Origin of the sequence: Psychrobacter fozii, assembly GCF_003217155.1 — a bacterium.
GTDB lineage: Bacteria > Pseudomonadota > Gammaproteobacteria > Pseudomonadales > Moraxellaceae > Psychrobacter > Psychrobacter fozii.
The window spans coordinates 75,364-94,383 of sequence record NZ_QJSU01000004.1; the positions used below are offsets into that span (position 1 = coordinate 75,364).

Annotated in this window: 19 protein-coding genes; 11 read left to right on the top strand and 8 right to left on the bottom strand. The window is 40.9% G+C overall.

Annotation, left to right across the window (positions count from 1 at the left end):
- The first annotated feature begins 20 nt into the window (after nucleotides 1-20).
- The 6 genes from DFP82_RS06425 (at nucleotide 21) to DFP82_RS06450 (ending at nucleotide 6,059) form a co-directional block, all read left to right on the top strand.
- Nucleotides 21-986: a lysophospholipid acyltransferase family protein gene (locus tag DFP82_RS06425; RefSeq protein WP_110922910.1), complete on the top strand. Its 966-nt coding sequence runs from the start codon at nucleotides 21-23 to the stop codon at nucleotides 984-986.
- A gap of 204 nt (nucleotides 987-1,190) precedes the next feature.
- A complete protein-coding gene (locus DFP82_RS06430) occupies nucleotides 1,191-1,907 on the top strand; it encodes a glycosyltransferase (RefSeq protein ID WP_425450598.1) in 717 nt (238 codons plus the stop codon).
- Nucleotides 1,908-1,927: 20 nt separating this feature from the next.
- Nucleotides 1,928-2,926 carry a Stealth CR1 domain-containing protein gene (locus tag DFP82_RS06435; protein WP_110922912.1) on the top strand — a complete coding sequence of 333 codons (999 nt, stop codon included), beginning with the start codon at nucleotides 1,928-1,930 and terminating at the stop codon, nucleotides 2,924-2,926.
- A gap of 56 nt (nucleotides 2,927-2,982) precedes the next feature.
- Nucleotides 2,983-4,149, top strand: a complete 1,167-nt coding sequence (locus tag DFP82_RS06440; protein ID WP_110922913.1) for a nucleotide sugar dehydrogenase — start codon at nucleotides 2,983-2,985, stop codon at nucleotides 4,147-4,149.
- The gene (locus DFP82_RS06445) at nucleotides 4,149-5,162 is read left to right on the top strand and encodes an NAD-dependent epimerase (RefSeq protein ID WP_110922914.1); all 1,014 of its coding nucleotides are present in this window, start codon (nucleotides 4,149-4,151) and stop codon (nucleotides 5,160-5,162) included. Before DFP82_RS06440 ends, DFP82_RS06445 begins: the two co-directional genes overlap by 1 nt.
- Before the next feature lie 129 nt (nucleotides 5,163-5,291).
- On the top strand, nucleotides 5,292-6,059 hold the full coding sequence (locus DFP82_RS06450) for a hypothetical protein (RefSeq protein WP_110922915.1): 768 nt from the start codon (nucleotides 5,292-5,294) through the stop codon (nucleotides 6,057-6,059).
- On the opposite strand, the gene DFP82_RS06455 is transcribed toward DFP82_RS06450, so the two are convergent.
- From DFP82_RS06455 to glnE, 6 genes are all read right to left on the bottom strand, one after another.
- Nucleotides 6,056-7,192, bottom strand: a complete 1,137-nt coding sequence (locus DFP82_RS06455; protein ID WP_110922916.1) for a glycosyltransferase — start codon at nucleotides 7,190-7,192, stop codon at nucleotides 6,056-6,058. The genes DFP82_RS06450 and DFP82_RS06455 overlap by 4 nt on opposite strands.
- 52 nt (nucleotides 7,193-7,244) lie before the next feature.
- A complete protein-coding gene (locus tag DFP82_RS06460) occupies nucleotides 7,245-8,336 on the bottom strand; it encodes a glycosyltransferase (protein ID WP_110922917.1) in 1,092 nt (363 codons plus the stop codon).
- Between the two features lie 66 nt (nucleotides 8,337-8,402).
- The gene (locus tag DFP82_RS06465; protein ID WP_110922918.1) at nucleotides 8,403-9,269 is read right to left on the bottom strand and encodes a glycosyltransferase; all 867 of its coding nucleotides are present in this window, start codon (nucleotides 9,267-9,269) and stop codon (nucleotides 8,403-8,405) included.
- A 108-nt stretch (nucleotides 9,270-9,377) separates the two neighbouring features.
- Nucleotides 9,378-10,214 carry a glycosyl transferase gene (locus tag DFP82_RS06470; protein WP_110922919.1) on the bottom strand — a complete coding sequence of 279 codons (837 nt, stop codon included), beginning with the start codon at nucleotides 10,212-10,214 and terminating at the stop codon, nucleotides 9,378-9,380.
- Nucleotides 10,215-10,323: 109 nt separating this feature from the next.
- The gene (locus DFP82_RS06475; RefSeq protein WP_110922920.1) at nucleotides 10,324-11,253 is read right to left on the bottom strand and encodes a branched-chain amino acid transaminase; all 930 of its coding nucleotides are present in this window, start codon (nucleotides 11,251-11,253) and stop codon (nucleotides 10,324-10,326) included.
- A 261-nt stretch (nucleotides 11,254-11,514) separates the two neighbouring features.
- The gene (gene glnE, locus DFP82_RS06480; protein ID WP_110922921.1) at nucleotides 11,515-14,382 is read right to left on the bottom strand and encodes a bifunctional [glutamate--ammonia ligase]-adenylyl-L-tyrosine phosphorylase/[glutamate--ammonia-ligase] adenylyltransferase; all 2,868 of its coding nucleotides are present in this window, start codon (nucleotides 14,380-14,382) and stop codon (nucleotides 11,515-11,517) included.
- A gap of 217 nt (nucleotides 14,383-14,599) precedes the next feature.
- Between glnE and tusD the strand changes: the two genes are divergently transcribed.
- The 4 genes from tusD to DFP82_RS06500 all read left to right on the top strand — a co-directional run bounded on the left by tusD (nucleotide 14,600) and on the right by DFP82_RS06500 (nucleotide 16,142).
- On the top strand, nucleotides 14,600-15,016 hold the full coding sequence (gene tusD, locus DFP82_RS06485; protein ID WP_110922922.1) for a sulfurtransferase complex subunit TusD: 417 nt from the start codon (nucleotides 14,600-14,602) through the stop codon (nucleotides 15,014-15,016).
- 88 nt (nucleotides 15,017-15,104) lie between these two features.
- Complete coding sequence (locus DFP82_RS06490) at nucleotides 15,105-15,428, top strand: hypothetical protein (protein WP_110922923.1); 324 nt, start codon at nucleotides 15,105-15,107, stop codon at nucleotides 15,426-15,428.
- 22 nt (nucleotides 15,429-15,450) lie between these two features.
- Nucleotides 15,451-15,780, top strand: a complete 330-nt coding sequence (locus DFP82_RS06495; RefSeq protein WP_110922924.1) for a hypothetical protein — start codon at nucleotides 15,451-15,453, stop codon at nucleotides 15,778-15,780.
- Between the two features lie 26 nt (nucleotides 15,781-15,806).
- The gene (locus DFP82_RS06500; protein ID WP_181416267.1) at nucleotides 15,807-16,142 is read left to right on the top strand and encodes a TusE/DsrC/DsvC family sulfur relay protein; all 336 of its coding nucleotides are present in this window, start codon (nucleotides 15,807-15,809) and stop codon (nucleotides 16,140-16,142) included.
- A 245-nt stretch (nucleotides 16,143-16,387) separates the two neighbouring features.
- On the opposite strand, the gene DFP82_RS06505 is transcribed toward DFP82_RS06500, so the two are convergent.
- Complete coding sequence (locus DFP82_RS06505) at nucleotides 16,388-16,960, bottom strand: tRNA (cytidine(34)-2'-O)-methyltransferase (protein ID WP_110922926.1); 573 nt, start codon at nucleotides 16,958-16,960, stop codon at nucleotides 16,388-16,390.
- Between the two features lie 260 nt (nucleotides 16,961-17,220).
- On the opposite strand from DFP82_RS06505, the gene DFP82_RS06510 reads away from it, so the two are divergent.
- Nucleotides 17,221-17,361: an entericidin A/B family lipoprotein gene (locus tag DFP82_RS06510; RefSeq protein WP_110922927.1), complete on the top strand. Its 141-nt coding sequence runs from the start codon at nucleotides 17,221-17,223 to the stop codon at nucleotides 17,359-17,361.
- 122 nt (nucleotides 17,362-17,483) lie between these two features.
- On the opposite strand, the gene hemW is transcribed toward DFP82_RS06510, so the two are convergent.
- A complete protein-coding gene (gene hemW / locus DFP82_RS06515) occupies nucleotides 17,484-18,812 on the bottom strand; it encodes a radical SAM family heme chaperone HemW (RefSeq protein WP_110922928.1) in 1,329 nt (442 codons plus the stop codon).
- Nucleotides 18,813-19,020 lie beyond the last annotated feature (208 nt).

A 19,020-nucleotide genomic window follows, 5' to 3' on the forward strand; every position in this document is an offset into this window, starting at 1 on the left:
TTATCACCGTGTGAATGGTCATGAATCCGTATCATATTTTCAGAATCGTGCCATTGTCTGTATTGCAGATACTGGCACGTTTTGTTGCGTGGGTGATTATAAAGATACCCAGCTTAAGTATTATACGTACTGTCAGTACCAATATGGCGCTGATTGCCCCTGAATTATCCACTACGCAAAAACAAGCGTTAACCAAAGAAATCATCTATCACCAGTGTTTAACCAGTATTGAATCGATCAAAAGCTGGGCAATGTCTCCTGAATGGAGTATCGCTCAAATTCGTGATGTCCATAATAAAGATATTTTATTAGAAGGACTTGCCGATCCTAACGGTATGCTTGCAATCGTCCCACATCTCGGTACATGGGAGATGATGAATGCTTGGCTTAACCAGTTTGGTTCACCGACCATCATGTATAAGCCCGTCAAGGGCAATATTACCAATGACTTCGTCTTACAAGGTCGTTCACGGCTCAATGCCACGTTAGTTCCTACTGATGGTAGCGGTGTCAAAGCTGTCTTTAAAACGCTTAAGCAAGGTGGTTTTAGTATCGTGCTTCCTGACCATGTGCCTGATCCATCGGGCGGTGTGGTTGTACCCTTTTTTGGGGTAGAAACATTGACCAGTACGCTGGCCTCGAAACTCGCTAGCAAAACCAAATGTGCGCTAGTCGGCATATCTTGTATTCGCCGTAAAGATGGTCATGGGTTTGATATCTATTGTTATAAACTCGACGACCCAGCACTCTACGACCGCAATGCCGAAACAGCTGCTCATGCGCTGAACCAAGCCATGCAACAGATGATTGAGAGCAAATGTAGTCACTATATGTGGGGCTATCGACGTTTCAAGCGCATTCCCTCATTGGGGAATCCTTATAACGCCAATGAAGAAACTTTGGCGAAATTCATTCGCAATAATAAGCAGTCTATTCATCACGATCATAACGCTAGTGATACGGCCAAATCCAATAGCAATGAGTAATAACCGTACAATCAGTTAAGCGTTTAGAGAGGTGGTGAATCGTAGTCGTGCTAATATTAGCTAACTTTTAAATCTTTTATTTTATTAACCATTTTTTATTGAAATCAATATGAGTGCATTATGGCAACTGACGTAACGAAGACCTCATCGACAGACCACACGAAAGCAAAGCTTAAAGTTGCTGATCAGCGTTATGTTATCTGTATGAAATGGGGTGATAAATACGGTCCTGAATACGTCAATCGCCTTTATAATATGGTCAGCCGCCACCTTACCTTAGATTTTCAAATGGTCTGTCTCACCGATGATAGTACGGGCATTGATCCTGCTATTACGTGCCACCCTATCCCAGAGATGGACCTACCAGCAGGTCCTGAGCGTGGTTGGAAAAAACTCACAACGTTTAAACCAGAGCTGTATGACCTTAAAGGGGTCGCGCTGTTTTTAGACATCGATATCGTGATTGTCGATAATATCGATGCTTTTTTCACTTATGAAGCTGCGCATAGAGACAGTGTTGTGATTATTCGTGATTGGAAAAAGCCATGGCGAATGATTGGTAACAGCTCCGTGTATCGCTTTAACATCGGTATGGGCACTTATCCTGATTTGCTTGCAAACTTTGAGCAGAACTTCGACACCATTCGTCAACAAGTGCGCCACGAGCAAGCTTATTTATCCAACTATTTGCGTGAGCATCATCATTTAGAGTACTGGGATAAAACCTGGTGTGTCAGCTTCAAGTACCAGTGCATTGCCCCCATTCCATTCAATTTTGTGCGTACACCTACTCTACCTGATAACGCAAAGATTGTTATCTTTCATGGTGAGATTAATCCACCAGATGCCATCAACGGTAGTGGCGGCAAATGGTATCGTCATGTTAAGCCAAGTCCTTGGCTAAAAGATTATTGGCGATAGGCTCGAACAGAGGATAGACCATGAAGTCAGATAATGAAAAACAAATAGATATTGTCATTGCTTGGGTAGATGGTGATGATCCAGCGCTTAAACAAAAAAGAGCACAGTATCAAAAAACAACGAGCGCTGCCTCTGACGCCGTCAGCTCAACACGATTCGCTAGTAATGATGAGATTTATTACAACATTGCTTCTATTTTAAAATACGTTCCTTTTTGTCGCTATATTTATGTGGTTACAGACCAACAGCAGCCAGCACTTATCTCTGAATTTGCCAATAAAGGTATTTGTGCTAAAGATAAAATACGTATTGTCGATCATAAAGAAATATTTTCTGGATACGAGCAATTTCTGCCGACCTTCAACACCAGATCTATTGAAACCATGCTATGGAATATCTCAGGTCTATCTGACTACTTTATATACATGAATGATGATTTTTTCTTTAATCAGCCTGCGATTCAGGAAGACTTTTTAGACAATGACAATATTATTATTTATGGACATTGGAGAAAAAGTGCTCTTTTACAAGCCAAGCTAAACTATCGGAAATCTCTACAAAAATTATCCGGTAAAGCCGTTCAACCCAAACATACCGTTGCTCAGATGTTAAGTGCTAAAGCGCTTGGGATGAATCAGTTTTTTGAGGTTCACCATTATCCACATGTCGTTGATAAGAATATTTTAAAGAACTATCTACTAGACAACCCTCAGTTGCTGAACGAGCAGATTAGGTATAAATTTAGAGACGTGGCTCAAATAAATCCTATTACACTAATGAATCATTTAAAGATTCAGAAGAACGAAACCTCTCTTAAACCACCGATATCCGTTAACTACCTCAAAAATGAGAATAGTGTTGAAGGTTTTTTAGCTGATTTGCACAAAGAATCAATCAAATATGGCTGCATACAAAGCTTAGACTTACTCGATTCAGGCTCATGCAAAAAAATTAGCGATGCTATGATTCATAAATTTTCAGCGTATCTGCCGCCATCACTATTACAAGCTACTAACTAATAAATGCTAGATAGCAGTCGATAAAATAATAAACAAAATATAATATTGGGATTTTTATGAAAATAACAGTGGTAGGTACAGGCTATGTCGGTTTATCTAATGCTATGTTGCTTGCTCAGCACAATGACGTTGTAGCTGTTGATATCATCGCTGAAAGAGTCGAGCTGCTTAATGCAAAGCAGTCGCCTATTGAAGACACAGAGATTGAAGATTTTTTACTGAATAAAAATATCAACTTTACCGCTACGTTAGATGCTAAATCTGCTTATAAAGATGCTGATTTCATTATCGTTGCCACTCCTACTGATTATGACTCAAAAACCAATTACTTTAATACCAAAAGTGTAGAGAATGTCATTGAGGAAGTGCTTAGTGTCAATGAAACTGCGTTAATCATCATAAAATCTACCGTCCCTGTTGGATACACCAACGAAGTTAAAGAACGTTTTTCAACAGATAATATTGTATTTTCTCCTGAGTTTTTGCGAGAAGGTAAAGCGCTCTATGACAACCTTTATCCTTCTAGAATCATCGTTGGTGAGCAATCTGAACGTGCCAAGCAATTTGCAAACTTACTTCTTGAAGGCGCCGTAAAAAAAGAAGTCCCTCAGCTGTTTACAGAATCTACTGAAGCTGAAGCCATTAAGTTATTTTCTAACACCTATCTAGCGATGCGTGTTGCCTATTTCAATGAGCTAGATACTTACGCCCAGACCTTTGGACTGGATACCAAGCAGATTATAGAAGGTATTGGCTTAGATCCTCGTATTGGCAACCACTATAATAACCCATCATTTGGCTATGGTGGCTACTACCTGCCCAAAGACACCAAACAGCTATTGGCAAATTATGATGAGGTGCCGAGCAATCTTATTAGAGCTATCGTTGACTCAAATAGTACCCGTAAAGACTTCATTGCGGATAAAATCATCGAAAGAAAGCCCAAAATTGTGGGTATTCATCGACTGGTTATGAAAAGTGGCTCAGACAATTTTAGAGCGTCCGCTATTCAAGGCATCATGAAGCGTATTAAAGCAAAGGGTATCGAAGTCGTTGTTTACGAACCTGTATTGAAAGAAAGTAACTTCTTTAACTCGCGAGTTATTCAAGATTTAGAAGCATTCAAATCAATGAGTGACGTCATTGTAGCAAACCGCCTATCTACTGACATAGAAGATGTAGCGGATAAAGTATTCACAAGAGACTTATTCGGGAGCGACTGATGAATATATTAGTCACTGGTGCGGCAGGTTTTATCGGTTTTCACTTAATCAAGGCGCTCTTAAAAATAGAGTCGACTGATCAAAACCATTTCATCGTTGGTATCGATAACATCAACGATTATTATGACGTCAATCTAAAAGCAGAACGTCTAAAAATATTAAGTGACTTATCAGAGCCAGAGAATTTTACATTCATTAAATTGGATCTTGCTGATCGCGAAGCCATATCTAGACTTTTTTCAACCTATCAATTCGATACGGTTATTAATTTGGGTGCACAAGCAGGTGTCCGCTACTCTATAGAAAACCCACACGCCTATGTTGATTCAAATGTGGTTGGGTTTGTGAACATCCTCGAAGGCTGTCGTCACCATGCTATCAAGCATCTGATCTATGCAAGCTCTAGCTCTGTCTATGGTATGAACATCAAGCAGCCATTTACAACTTCTGACTGTGTTGATTTCCCTATTAGCTTGTATGCTGCCACAAAAAAATCAAATGAGCTCATGGCACACAGCTATAGTCACCTATATAACATTCCAACGACAGGACTACGGTTCTTTACGGTTTATGGCCCTTACGGTCGACCTGATATGGCATATTTCTCTTTCACTAAAAGAATACTGGCTGGCGACCCAATTGACGTCTTCAACAATGGCGATATGCAGCGTGATTTCACTTATATTAATGACATCGTAAAGGGTGTCATTCGAATAATAGACAAAGTTCCCGCTCCCCAACATTCCACTATCACTACAACATCAGCCCCTTATAAGATTTATAATATTGGCAATAATCAACCTGTAACTTTACGCCGTTTTATCACTGCTATTGAAAGCGCTTGTGGCAAAAAAGCTCAAGAGAACTTGTTACCCATGCAAGCAGGCGATGTACCGATCACTTACGCAGATATTGACGATTTGGTAGATGATATTGATTTTAAACCTGAGACTAGCATCGAAGATGGGATTGAAAAGTTTGTCACTTGGTATAAACAATATTATTCAGTATGATTAGGTAACTTTCAGTTTGATTAGGTAACTTTCAGTTTGATTAGGGATCTTTCACAAACAATGTAGGCACCTATGTTTCGGACATTTAAGCTCTAATCGCATCATACCTTTTTAAAGGATTTTAGTGACATGACCACATCTACAAACTGGCAAAGAAAACTGCTATTAATATTTCGAAGTGAAAAAAGATTGAATGCGGGTAAAGTTTTTAAAAATTATGATGGCAAAAGCTTTGATGAGATGAAAGCAACAACCATTACTGAAGCATTGTGCGATATTGAAGCGCTAACAGATGAGCGTAAAAGTACAGACTTAGAGATCCATTTAAATAACCTAAAGCATCAATCGTTGGGTGAGTCTGAGCTCTGTTTTTATCACAATACGCTTGTTATATTGATGCGTCGCAAATACAAAACAGATAAAACCTTTGCTGAATTTGAGAGACTTTGGGAGGCAGAAAGCGATTATTTATTAGAGCATCTCTCATTACGTTGGATAGTTTCTGCTTGCGATACTTTCATCGACTATTCAGATGACACTCATAGAGCTGCAATCCTGATGAACGTCATTACTCTAATGAATACCTTGAGAGTGCATGAAACCAGAAGTTTTTTACAGTTAAGTGCTAATGCTGAACCTATGCCACTACTGGATGAAAGAACTGATCAACTTTATGCTGGGGATTTACCCTTATATGACGGGCTTACCTATTTTCGTATAGGTACAGACGATAGCTTAAGAAATATGCGCAAACGCTATAGTAAATTCCTTAAAGTCGACAAATTAGCGACAACCATACTATTGGCTGTATTCGAAAAACTACAAAATAATCAAAGTGCGTTTGCCACGCTACGGCAATTACACAGAGATGATTGGTCTAAATGGTGGTTGGATTAAGCTTTCTTACCTATATTCTCACAATTAGAAGCGAACTCAATATATTTTTTGGCTATCGTGATAGGTAGCAATGCCTCATTAAATTCAGAATGAAATTGCTCTGAATTTTTCATTGCTAAGCTTAATTTAGCAGCAATCGCATCTATATCTCTCATTGGCATTAAGTTGTTTTGAGGCAATAATTCACTTGGACCTGAGGGACAGTCAGTACTAATAACTGGTGTGCCCAACACTTGAGACTCTGCAATCACCAAAGCAAAACCTTCCCAATCAGAAGTTAGTACTTTAAATCTTGCATGTTTTATATAAGGGAAAGGGTTTTCATGGAAACCTAAAAAAACCACCTTATCCTCTAAGTTAAGTTCAACTACCAATTGCTCTATATCATTCTTAAGTTTACCTTTACCTAAAAGCAATAAAGGTAGAGACTGATCTGTCTTAGCATAAGCTCTCAAAAGTACATCATGACGTTTTGCTTCTTTAAAGCTACCCACATGAATAATATAATTCTCATACTCAGGAACGAACGCGTCACCTAGTTTTCGAATACAGTCTCTATCTATTGGATTGTGAATGGCTATCGTTGGTGTAATATCACCAAAATTTTCTAAAAAATCTTTCTGAACGCCATTGCTTACGCAGGCACAAGGGTTTTTTGAGTAAATCTTAGTAAAGTTTTCTTTTTTCTGATGACCAATATCAGCCTGTTGAAACTTATACAATAAAGATAAAGTATTATGAATCACATATACAATATTGGGCAAACGACTATAACTAAAAACGCTGTCTGAGCGATCAAGATTGGATAAAATCACATCAGGCTGACCAATTTTTTTTGTGATATAGCGATCTACAGTACGAGCAAAAAACTTATCTCGACGCTGTGCTCCTGGTATCTTTTTATAAAGCCTGAATTTTAGAACATGATAAATAAGGTTCGGATTAAGGTCATACTCTACCCGAGGTTTGAATCTTAAAACATGTACTTCATATCCCAACTCATAAAAGCCCTGCCCTAATGTAAGTACAACACGCTCAGCGCCACCACCTTGTAGGCAGTTGATGACTAAAAGTATTTTTTTCTTATTTTCTCTGGGTAAATTATTGATTATGCTCGTGGCATTATTAGTCATTTTAAACTTTCTTAAAAGTGAGTGTTTTGAGTATAAAGAGGATTTGACAGTATCACTTTATGACATCTAGTCTTTGAGAGAATTCTAGATATTTCTCAGCTATTTTAACTGGAAGCAGTGACTCATCAAACGGGGCATGGAACTGTTGTGGGTTGCTCATGGCCTGACGCATTTTTTCGGCAATGGCTTCAATATCTCCCATCGGCATCAAGTTGCTTTCAGGTAGCAGCTCACTCGGGCCTGACGGACAGTTGGTGCTTATAACTGGCGTACCTAGCACTAAAGCTTCAGCAATAACTAAAGCAAAGCCTTCCCAGTCAGAAGTCAGTACCTTAAATTGTGCATGTTTGATATAAGGAAAAGGATTTTCGTGAAAGCCTAAAAACACCACCTTATTTTCTAGTTTTAACGCTGTGACTAAATTCTCTATCTCATTTTTATGCTTGCCTTGGCCTAAGAGCAACAATGGCATAGATTGATCAGTCTTTGCGTAGGCTTTTACCAATACATCGTGACGCTTCGCATCTTTAAAACTTCCTACATGTATTATATAGTTCTGATATTCAGGAACAAAAGCATTGGCCTGTTTTTGGATATTGTCTCTATCAATTGGATTGTGGATGGCCGCCGTTGGTGTGATATTGCCAAAGCTTTTGATAAAATCCTTTTCAGCACCCTCACTCACACATACACAAGGATGTTTAGAATAAATCTCGACCATTTTTCTTTTTAATTGCTCAGCATCTTGATTTTTATTGAATTTGTAGAGCAGCGATACGGTGTTATGAATAATATAAGTGATATTCGGTAGCTTACTATTACTCAAGATACTATCTGCACGATCAAGATTAGAAAGTATCATGTCAGGCTGACCGATATTTTGTGAAACATACTTATCGACAGAACGCGCAAAAAGCTTATCACGCCTTTCAGATCCTGGTATGAGCTTGTAAGGTTTAAATTTGAGCACATGATAATGAAGGTCTGGACTCAACTCATACTCTACTAAGGGTTTAAATCGTAGAACATGCACTTCGTAGCCCAACTCATAAAACCCTTGACCTAACGTCAATACCACACGTTCCGCACCGCCGCCTTGTAAGCAATTAATAACAAGTAACACTATTTTTTTGTGCTGTTTCATAAACTACGACCTATCGAGTGATATCTTTGTCCACTTAAAGAAACTTACAGTTATTTGATCGAAAAATCAGCGCTTAAAGAGTCTCGAAAACAGTGATTTGGAAGCACTCGGGCGAGTGACTTTGTTACCAGTGTAGCCTTGTTGAGATTTTTTTGGAAAACTACCGAAAGGTTCAATTCGATAACTGTTTAAATGATATCCAGCGGCAAGTGCTTCATTATAATGCTTATCAAAAAGGTCGACCAAATCTTGTCTTGGATGTGGCATTATTTCACCATCGAACCAATGCTCGAACCCTTCCTCACTCACTCTGGGTAACGAATATTTGTGACTGAACTGCGTTCCCATATCCGAGTAATGCAAGACTTTGATTTCCTCTATCGCTAAGTCTTCACCATCTATACAGTTATAGCTATTTTGATAAGACTCAATCAGCTGAGTATTTTTCTTAAATACCGCCATCATTTCTTTATGGCTTTTAGGATCTTTTTTGAGTTTCTCGATAGGTAAAATGACAGACTTTGCAGCTTCACAATCCCAAACGCAAGTACATAGTCGAGTCATATCAGCATTCGTTTTAGCTGCTACTACGGCCTGTCCTTCGATAGGATGCTGCCATAATTTTGCCAAATCATCTAAAACAACGACATCAGCATCCATATAGATCGCACGTCCAGAATAATTGCAATACTCTGGAATCGCCCATCTAAAACCAGAAAAAGGCGTTGACCACTTGGTGGTATCCCAGCCTTTACCAGTCTCAGGGTTAGAATACCAATAACTATTAGGGTCACGTGAGAGCTGCATCCACACTATCTCTACTGGCACACTGGTATGTTTGTGGATACTATAATCTAGAACCATCATCTGCTCTAGATCACAGTTGTTTGGGTCACAGCCCACAAATACTCTGATGATATCGTTCGTTTTCATAGTTCTATCCGTTCACTGGAGAATACTCTAACCCTAGTCATTTACAAGGCTATAAAACATCAGTATTAATTACGTCTAATGTGATAATACTCAGTTGTAAAGCTAAGCCTACTCCTTCCAGTATTTCTCAATCCAAGTTACTGGCAAGATAAAGTGACGTAAATGTCGTAAAGGGCGTTTCAAGTTTTTGGGCTCAGTAATTCTTTTCAAATGATCTTTAGCATTATTAGCCGCATTTTTATTATACATGCCATCAATTGCATGCGTAGGGTATAAATCACCAGGGAAAATAACCAAACGAGCACCTTTAGGAATCTTTGGCTCTTTAAAATAATTGAACGGAAACGGCTGACGACATTTACGTCTAAAGTGCGCCACCCATGCCTTTGGAAACAGCTTTACACCACCGGGTGCGTTACGTGTGACAAAACGCTGCTCAAAACGATACTCATCAGCGATACCTTGTGGATCTGCCTTGAATTTTTCTTGTAGTGAAACAAGCGAACCTATCTGGAATCTGAAACAAGAAGTTTGTCCCAAACGCTCTAGTGGGTTGCTCGGGTTATAAGATAAAATAACATCGTCCGGCTTGCCATACTCAAAGAAAGGATCGAGGCTATCGACGATAATCACATCCAAGTCTACAAACAGTACTGTACCGGTTAAATCGCCAAGCTTTTCACCCCATAAACGAGATTTTGGCCACTTACCTAGTGTATTGGTTGGCATAGTGACATCTAATGGTGGCAATGCTTGGCATTCGATCTCTGGACGTACATCGGTGGTATCATCTGTAAAGCAAACAAAACGAAATGGCGGCGTAATATTACGAGACACCATGCCATATAGTTTATTGGCATAATCAGCCCCGTACTTTGTACCCCATTTAATACAAATGATTTGTTTGATGTTTTTATTATCTGCTGTATCAGAATCTATTGGCATTGACTGCTCACTTTAACGGTATGAATAAATATGATGGCTATATTAGCATAAAAAAAAGACTGGACAATTATGTTCAGCCTTTTTAGTTTTTCAAAGTAACAGCATTGTATCAGTCAATAAAGCTTAACCAATCCATATATTGCTCATTGCGACCGTGTACTACATCAAAGTATAAAGTTTGTAGCTTTTCAGTCAAAGGTCCGCGGCCACCGTTACCGACCGTGCGATCATCATATTCACGAATAGGCGTCACTTCAGCAGCAGTACCTGTCATAAATATCTCATCCGCTAAGTAAAACTCATCGCGAGTAATACGGCGTTCAACCACTTTGATACCTAGATCATCAGCAAACTGAATGATAGTGCGGCGAGTGATACCATCTAACGCACCACCAGCTAGATCCGGCGTATGCAATATGCCATCTTTTACTAAGAATAAGTTTTCACCTGCACCTTGGCAAACATAGCCTTGTGAATCCATCAAGATAGCTTCGTCATAACCATTACGAGTCACTTCTTGATTGGCCATGATAGACACTGGATAGTTGCTTGACGCTTTTGCCTTACACATTGTCACATTGGTCATATGATGTGTAAATGAAGACGTTTTCACGCGGATACCGTTTTTGATACCTTCGTCACCAAGATATGCACCCCAATGCCAAGCAGCAACCATCGCATTGATACTGTTGTCACGCGAAGACAGACCTAGCTTTTCTGCACCGACCCAAATTAATGGACGAATATAAGCTTCTGCCAAGTTGTTCTGTTTAACAACATCTTTATGTGCTTGCTCTAGAGTAGCGGCATCGAACGGTACGTCCATTTGAAAGATTTTTGCAGAGCCTAATAAACGCTCGGTATGCTCTTTTAGGCGAAAAATAGCAGTACGATTATCAGCAGTTTGGTAAGCACGCACACCTTCAAATACAGCCATGCCATAATGCAAGCTGTGGGTCAGTACGTGAACTTTAGCATCTGGCTGCTCAATCATTGTGCCATTCATCCAAAGCTTACCGTCTTGTGTTGCCATGTTCATTTTGTAGTCCTTATGCTAGCGCTAACGTCTAACTTTTTTAGGTAAATTATATTTCATAGTATTTATCGACATCATATGATAACACCACTGCGTCAAATTTCATTGCTAAAATTCAGCATTATTGTCACTAATAAATGATGAAGAATCGCCAGTAGTATTACGATGTGTGACCGATTATATCACTGGCAGTCATAGCAAATGAACTCTTTTGGTTTGGACCTAGTAGGCTATTATTTATAGTTAAAAAACTGGGGATTCATACTACTCTTGATCTGCTGTATCGACGCCCATCAAATGCTTCCATTGGTCTTGTACCAATGCCCGTGTTTCTTTCCATAATGACTCGTCAACCAACAATGATTGCTCTGACAAGGCCAATTGATGGGTAGCCGCACGAATTCTTAGATAAGCATCTGTCAAATCTTGACAGACTTGCGCCTCCCAAATACCAAGTAGGGCAACTTCCTCAAAGATACGGACGTTGTCACTCCATTTGGTCAAACTTGGATGCTCGTGTGAGTAAGCCAATACCGCAAATTGTGCTAGGAACTCAATATCGATTATCCCGCCCGCATCTTGTTTAAGATGGAACTTACCAGATTTCTGTTGCCATTGATTGGTTCCTAAATGCTTTTGCATCTTGATACGCATACTGGTGACTTCCGTACGTACCTGCTCTAACGTACGCGGCAATGCCAGTACATTTCGGCGAATATCACAAAAGCGTGCTGTTACTCGTCTATCGCCACAAATCGCGCGCGCGCGCACCAATGCTTGATGCTCCCATGACCAGGCTTTATCTAGTTGGTACGTCTCAAAAGCATCACATGACACCACCATCATACCTGCGTTACCTGATGGGCGCAGACGCATATCAATCTCGTAAGCACGGCCATCTCGCGTTTGGGTGTTCAGATAGTTCATCAGCTTTTGCACCAGACGCGCGGCAAACTTCATTCCACTGACAGACTTTTCGCCCGTAGTCATGCCCTGCTCTTTTATCTTGTGTAAAAACACCAAATCCAAGTCAGAAGAATATGACAGCTCCAGCCCACCAAGCTTACCGTAACCAATAATAGCAAAGCCACAATCCGCTTCAGTGACCGGATCGCCATCTTGACCAATGGGATAACCATAACGCCTGACAATCTCTGCAAACGCTCGCTCTAACACCGCTTCTAGTACCACCGCAGCGATATAAGTTAAAGAATCAGACACCTTCATAATCGGACGCGCAGCCAAGATATCACTAGCCGCTACTGCCAAGATTTGGTTCTTTTTAAACAGCCGTACAACGCTGAGTAGTTTCTCTTCATCATTAGGCTCTACGCGTAGTAATTGTTGACGCAGAATGTCACGCAGCTCACGTTTATCAGGCAAATGATGATAGCGCTGCTGTAAAAAAGTATCTAGCAGTACAGGATAGTGGGCCAGCTCTTTTGCTATCCAAGGACTGGCTGATAGCATCGGAATTAACTCAATCGTTGCATTGGGATTTTCTGCAATCATTACTAAGTAGATGGAACGACGACAAATCGCTTCGAGTAACGAGATAAGACGAGGCAACGCTGTATTCGCAAGTTGCTGCTGGTCTTGATGTGCCAGCAGCGCGTGGACGATGACAGGATACGCATCATCTAAGCGTTCTCTGGCTTCATCACTTAAATTGGCAACCAGTTTTGACTGCCAAAAATTCTCTAATAGATCTCGGTTTTTTTCCGTGAGTACGTTATCCAATCGTGCAATCTGCTCATCCAGATCTTTTGGCTCGAGACTAGCATCTTCTTGATCCGGTACTTGACGTTCGGTGACCATACGCTCGAATGGGACGTTTACATTATTTCGATGCTGATTGAGCGTGCTGAGTAGCGCAGCCCAATCCTCAAACCCAAGGGTGATAGCCAGATTATATTGCCACTGCGTATCGTGTGGTAAGCGCTGGGTCTGTTGATCGTTAATCGCCTGAATCGCATGTTCAAGCCGGCGCAAAAATCGATAGGCAGCTTGCAGTTGCTTATAGGTCGAAAGCTCTAGATATTTAAGTTGATATAGCACCTTCATCGCGTCCAGACAGGATTTAATCTGTAGCTGAGGATGCCTACCGCCATAAATCAATTGAAAAGCTTGTACGATGAACTCAATATCTCTGATACCACCTGCACCAAGCTTGATATTGTCTAAATCTTCACGCTGTGCCACTTGGTTTTGAATAAGAGACTTCATCTCTCTCAATGCTGAAAAAGCACTGTAATCGACATAGTAGCGAAAGACGAATGGCTTGATGAGTGCTTGTAATTCATCATAGAACGGCTGATCCAACTGACCAACCACACGGGCTTTTAGCCAAGCAAAACGCTCCCACGCACGACCATGTTGAGAAAAGTATTTTTGTAGCGCAGACAAGTGAATGGCCAAGTCGCTACCGTCGCCCCACGGACGCAGGCGCATATCAACGCGAAAGACAAAACCATCTGCTGTTTTATGATCCAATAACTTGATAATACCTTGACCCAGTCGAGTCATAAAGCGCTTGTTGTCTATACTACGGGTACCTTTGTCCTTATCACCATTGGTTTCACCTAGCGCCTGATGGACAAAAATCAAATCGATATCACTTGATAGATTCAACTCGTGGGCACCAAGTTTACCCATAGCCATGATGGCCATATCGTCAATTTGCAAATTACCTTTGGCATCAATAAAAGTCGGCTCACCATACTGCTCAATCAAATGCTGATAGGTATAATCCTTGGCAAAAGAGATACAACCCCCTGCAAACTCAGAAAGCTCATCAGTCAATTGCTCAAGTGAGATCAGCTGTAAAGCATCTTGCCAGATCCAACGCATCATTAGCAGAGTACGCAAATCACGTAGTCCTTTCATTACCTTGGCTTCATCAGCGATCTGATAGTTCTCATCCAAAGTATAGTCTTGTATCAGATCGTCAATTTGCTGGCGCGTTAGGGTCTGATCTAATGGATAGCTGCGCAAAAAAGTTTGACATGAGACCGTACGGCTTTCCCAAATCTGATAAGCAAACTCACTCGCCGTCTGCAATACTTGCAGCTGCTCTACTGTAGGCTGACTATCTGTACCATGGGTCTCGCGTGAAGGCATAGCAGGTAACATAGGTAAATAAACTCCTTGCATGGAATGATAAGACTACGTGAACCTAGCGCATAATATTAGCGTTTTTTCTTACGAGGTAGTCACCGAATCTGACAACCATACTAATATATGCCAGTATTTATGATAAAACCACTTTTAATCACACTGACGCACTTTGCTTTTGAGCGCTTTATGGTAGCATAAACACCTTTAGCATTGATGATCGACAAGAATCCTTATGACAACCATGCCCCCTTTACTTTTGATTACCGCTGATCCCAGTCATCCACTGGGCTCTCTAGCGCTACGTTATGCTCGTGCTTATCTTAAAAATACCTCAAACGAAGAAAACACGAATAGCAGCGAAACGTTAAATGTCTTTTTTTATGGAGATGCTGCCCATACTGCCAACCGCTTACGCTGGCAGTCAGCAGAGCAAGTTGATTTGACCAAAGAATGGCAAAACCTTGCCGAGCAGTATCAATTATCGCTACCCGTCTGCGTCAGTACTGCTCTCAGTCGCGGGATTAGTGACACGGATAACAGCTCACGCCATCAGCTCAATGGTGACAATCTTGCAACAGGATTTTCGCTGGTCGGCCTGAGTGAGCTTGCTATGATGATGCAGGAAGACTGTCGCCTGATTCAATTTTAACAACGCATCGTTTTAAGATATTTTGGCTTGGAAGATATAATTGCAAAGACGGCAATCATCACGCAAGTAATCAGATTAGGATTTCACCATGAAACTATTAATTCAGTTGCACACGCCGACTGAAATGGCCAGCTATGAGGGCTGTGCGCTGGCGCTAACGCTAGCAACGTTTGGTCATGACGTACAACTATATTTGGATGCCCCTGTCTTTGGCCTATTGATGCAGTCTGAATCGCGTTTGCATGGCATGATTCAATCACTGGAGCTGTACGACATGCCAGCGGCTTGGCTGCCTGATGATGTCTTCAGTGGATGGGTCACAGGTATGCTGCCAGCAGATCTGGCGTCACAACTGACCTTGATACCAGAAGTCGTCAACTCTCAAGACTTTGAGCAGATACTGACCTTTTAACTGATCAGATAGGAAGAACCAAATGGCAACGTTATATCAATTGCACAGTCCGATGGATACACTGAGACGCGGTATTGACGAGATGTCACGCACGTGGCGCACGGGTGACAGTATTTTACTGCTAGGCACTACTGTTGCCTTTATCGACTGGTTAGACGCTTATTTGGGCGATATTGAAATTGATGGTATTGCTGGTATTTATGCACTAGCCGATGATGTCGCGCAACTGACGACCAATACGACTCTCAAGCTTAATTTAGAGGCCAAATTGAGTAGAATATTGACAGACAACGAGTGGGTCGAGCTGACTCAAGATACACAATTTGATAAAGTCGTGACCATTGCCTTATGAATAATAATGATGCTACTACCCTTGCTATGACACCTAATAATATTGAAATAAGTGTTGAATTAGATCAAGACGGTCATCTATGTGACCATACTATCTGGACACCTGATATCGCACAGCAACTGGCCGACACGTTAGATGTCCAGTTGGAAGCTGAGCATTTGCAGATTTTGCAGCAAGTACGAGCATTTTTTGCCAAATTCAATCACGCGCCAGCCACGCGCCCATTGATTAAATGGCTACAAAAAACCTTGCCTGAGCACGATATTAGTAATCAAAAACTACAGCAGCTATTCAAAACAGGGTTGGTCGCCCGACATGTCAATCGCCTGTCAGGTCTACCTAAGCCACCCAATTGTTTGTAGTGGATGAGTAACTGCTACATCAAGTCGCTCTGAACGTCATTCTGAACAAAGCGACCTACTAAAAACACCTACTAACTATTGGGATAAATTTTTCGCTTGCTGTGTTGATGCAAACATAAGCTATCAAATACTTATCCCAACAGTACATCATTAAAGGTATAGCTCATTAGAGTGGTGCTACACCTTGATCTAAATATGGATACCTTGCTGTATATTCAGTATTTCACTAGTCAGTAAAAACAACGCTATTTGGGATCATACACCGTCAAGGTTTCATAGCCGACACTACGTCCTTCATCACCAGTGAATCCTTGCTGACGCCATATTTCATATAGACATATCGCAACACTGTTAGATAGGTTTAGACTGCGCGAATCAGCCAGCATAGGTAATCTTAACCAATTATCAGCGCCAATATCTTCACGTATATCATCTGCCAGACCTGCCGTTTCAGAACCAAATACTAATGCGATATTGGGCATTTTCTTAGCTGCCTGAACACTATCCAAATTTTCAGTAGCCTGCAGCCCACTAAAATCATAATCGTAAAATGGTTTGCTCAGTTTGGTAGTCAATGCTGTGACCACATGGCAATCGGCAACGTTCAATGCCTCTCTTGCGGCTGCCCAGTCATCATGTACTTGCAGATGTGCGTATTCATGATAATCCAAGCCTGCACGGCGTAGCTTTTTGTCATCAAGCTCAAACCCTAAAGGTCTGACCAAGTGCAGCTGTGCCCCGCTATTGGCACATAAACGAATGATATTGCCAGTATTACTGGGCATTTTAGGGGCTACCAACACAATATGGATGGTCATACTAACTCCGTCAGTGGTCAAAACTTATTATTTATATTTATCATCGATGCGTAATCGAAAGTTACAGTTTACTGCCAATAATTACATTTTGATACTGTGCACCGTTTTTAACTTTCACTATGATGTCTGTAACGGATAAAGAGATAGTTATTACTTATAATTATCTCTCTATCTAATAAACCTTCAGTGAGTGTTAAGCATTGCGCTTGGCATCGCTGTTATTATTTATAACAATCCATTTATTTTTTGAGGATACTATTATGAAAAAATTAATCATCGCATCTTTGACCGCTATGTTTGTATTAACTGGTTGCAACACTTTTAAAGGTCTAGGCCAAGACGTATCAAGCGCTGGTAATGCTGTCACTGGTGGCGCACAAGACGTACAAGATAAAATCTAAGGTTTGATTTTTTTAGATTTTAGAAAGGGCTTATCATTTATTTGGTAAGCCTTTTTTTATTCCTTTATTTGATGCTTATCTTACGCTACTACTTTTTTCTGAAAGGCCATAAAAATACAGTGCTATAAAAACTCTCGTAATATTTGATTGAGATAACGCTGTCCTAATTCTGTTGGCTGTAACCGCTCAGCACTGTCTGTCAATAAACCTTGAGCTACGAGCTTATCTACTGATGGTGCAATACTATTAGCGCTTAGTCCTGTTCTTTCTTGAAACAGCGACCAAACCACCCCGCCATGTAAGCGCAGTGCATTTAGCATAAACTCACTGACCAGCTCATCACTGTCAATTTCTTGCCAGCCCACCATCTTAGGTGTGTTTTGGCTTACGATAGATTGCTCATTAGCCTCTAAATTCCCTACATAGTCTTTAGGTAATCGCGACTTACTAAAACGATAAATACCAGACTGTATTAACAACTCGCTCTTTAACGTTTTATTCGTTTCTGCTGTTTCACTAGCTTTGTGATGCATCGTCGCTTTATGACTAATTGTCACTTTGCCATGTGCACCAGCCCCAATGGCCAAATAATCCCCAAATTGCCAATAATTGACATTATGACGACACGGCTGATCGGATGTGCCTGACCAAGCGGACACTTCATAATTGTTGTAGCCCAATTGCTGCAATAGCGCCTGACCTGCTTGTTCAATATCTGCCAAATTGTCTTCGTCTGGCAAAATAGGCTGACTACGATAAAACACGGTATTGGGCTCAATCGTCAGCTGATACCAAGAGATGTGCGTCGCCCCTGCATCGTGAGCCATTTGAATATCATCCAACGCTTCGCTCATCGTTTGTTGTGGCAACCCATGCATCAAATCGACATTGACGCGCTCAAAGCCAGCAGCACGTGCAGCATGAATGGCAGATAGGGCTTGAGCAGGATCGTGTATGCGTCCAAGCGTGGTCAACTTATCAGCAGCAAAGCTCTGTACACCAATCGACAGACGATTGATACCAACGTCTAGGTATTGAGCAAAGGGTGCATGCTCTAGCGTGCCAGGATTGGCTTCCATAGTTACTTCTATATCATCAGCGAATATAAAGGTATTACGCAAGCTAGCGAATAGTCGACGATACTGTGTAATAGGTAGTAGCGATGGCGTGCCTCCACCGATAAACATCGAACTAATCTCGCGCCCTTGAGCTAGTGATTGCTGCATGCTTGCATCTAGCAACAATGCATCTACGTATTCGTCATACATCGATATCTGACTGTCTATCGGTAACTCATGCGAGTTAAAGTCGCAATAGGGACATTTTTTTACACACCATGGAATATGAATATATAGTGCTAATGGAATGGCACTCACTTCTATTTCACTAACAGTAAAGTCATTAGAGGTATCAGTGTGCTGTGAATCGTTAACGATATTGATATTTGACATAAAAGGATTTATCTATAAATGCGTTGCTGCTGTCATTAGCAGAAAGTAGCGCTAGGATAACGCCTAAATTCAGTAAAAAAAAGACTCTCTTAAAGAAAATCCCTGCAATAACAAAATCAGTAACAAACACTCATGTTAACTACATCCTCTTATTGGCAAAATAGCTACTACTGTCATCGGTTGACGTCTGGTGACAACACCCCTAACA

What these genes read in the sequence shown, in the direction of transcription:
- DFP82_RS06425 (WP_110922910.1), top strand. Translation starts at nt 21, where the DNA reads ATGAATCCGTATCATATTTTCAGAATCGTGCCATTGTCTGTATTGCAG.
- DFP82_RS06430 (WP_425450598.1), top strand. Translation starts at nt 1,191, where the DNA reads ATGAAATGGGGTGATAAATACGGTCCTGAATACGTCAATCGCCTTTAT.
- DFP82_RS06435 (WP_110922912.1), top strand. Translation starts at nt 1,928, where the DNA reads ATGAAGTCAGATAATGAAAAACAAATAGATATTGTCATTGCTTGGGTA.
- DFP82_RS06440 (WP_110922913.1), top strand. Translation starts at nt 2,983, where the DNA reads ATGAAAATAACAGTGGTAGGTACAGGCTATGTCGGTTTATCTAATGCT.
- DFP82_RS06445 (WP_110922914.1), top strand. Translation starts at nt 4,149, where the DNA reads ATGAATATATTAGTCACTGGTGCGGCAGGTTTTATCGGTTTTCACTTA.
- DFP82_RS06450 (WP_110922915.1), top strand. Translation starts at nt 5,292, where the DNA reads ATGACCACATCTACAAACTGGCAAAGAAAACTGCTATTAATATTTCGA.
- DFP82_RS06455 (WP_110922916.1), bottom strand. Translation starts at nt 7,192, where the DNA reads ATGACTAATAATGCCACGAGCATAATCAATAATTTACCCAGAGAAAAT.
- DFP82_RS06460 (WP_110922917.1), bottom strand. Translation starts at nt 8,336, where the DNA reads ATGAAACAGCACAAAAAAATAGTGTTACTTGTTATTAATTGCTTACAA.
- DFP82_RS06465 (WP_110922918.1), bottom strand. Translation starts at nt 9,269, where the DNA reads ATGAAAACGAACGATATCATCAGAGTATTTGTGGGCTGTGACCCAAAC.
- DFP82_RS06470 (WP_110922919.1), bottom strand. Translation starts at nt 10,214, where the DNA reads ATGCCAATAGATTCTGATACAGCAGATAATAAAAACATCAAACAAATC.
- DFP82_RS06475 (WP_110922920.1), bottom strand. Translation starts at nt 11,253, where the DNA reads ATGAACATGGCAACACAAGACGGTAAGCTTTGGATGAATGGCACAATG.
- glnE (WP_110922921.1), bottom strand. Translation starts at nt 14,382, where the DNA reads ATGTTACCTGCTATGCCTTCACGCGAGACCCATGGTACAGATAGTCAG.
- tusD (WP_110922922.1), top strand. Translation starts at nt 14,600, where the DNA reads ATGACAACCATGCCCCCTTTACTTTTGATTACCGCTGATCCCAGTCAT.
- DFP82_RS06490 (WP_110922923.1), top strand. Translation starts at nt 15,105, where the DNA reads ATGAAACTATTAATTCAGTTGCACACGCCGACTGAAATGGCCAGCTAT.
- DFP82_RS06495 (WP_110922924.1), top strand. Translation starts at nt 15,451, where the DNA reads ATGGCAACGTTATATCAATTGCACAGTCCGATGGATACACTGAGACGC.
- DFP82_RS06500 (WP_181416267.1), top strand. Translation starts at nt 15,807, where the DNA reads ATGACACCTAATAATATTGAAATAAGTGTTGAATTAGATCAAGACGGT.
- DFP82_RS06505 (WP_110922926.1), bottom strand. Translation starts at nt 16,960, where the DNA reads ATGACCATCCATATTGTGTTGGTAGCCCCTAAAATGCCCAGTAATACT.
- DFP82_RS06510 (WP_110922927.1), top strand. Translation starts at nt 17,221, where the DNA reads ATGAAAAAATTAATCATCGCATCTTTGACCGCTATGTTTGTATTAACT.
- hemW (WP_110922928.1), bottom strand. Translation starts at nt 18,812, where the DNA reads ATGTCAAATATCAATATCGTTAACGATTCACAGCACACTGATACCTCT.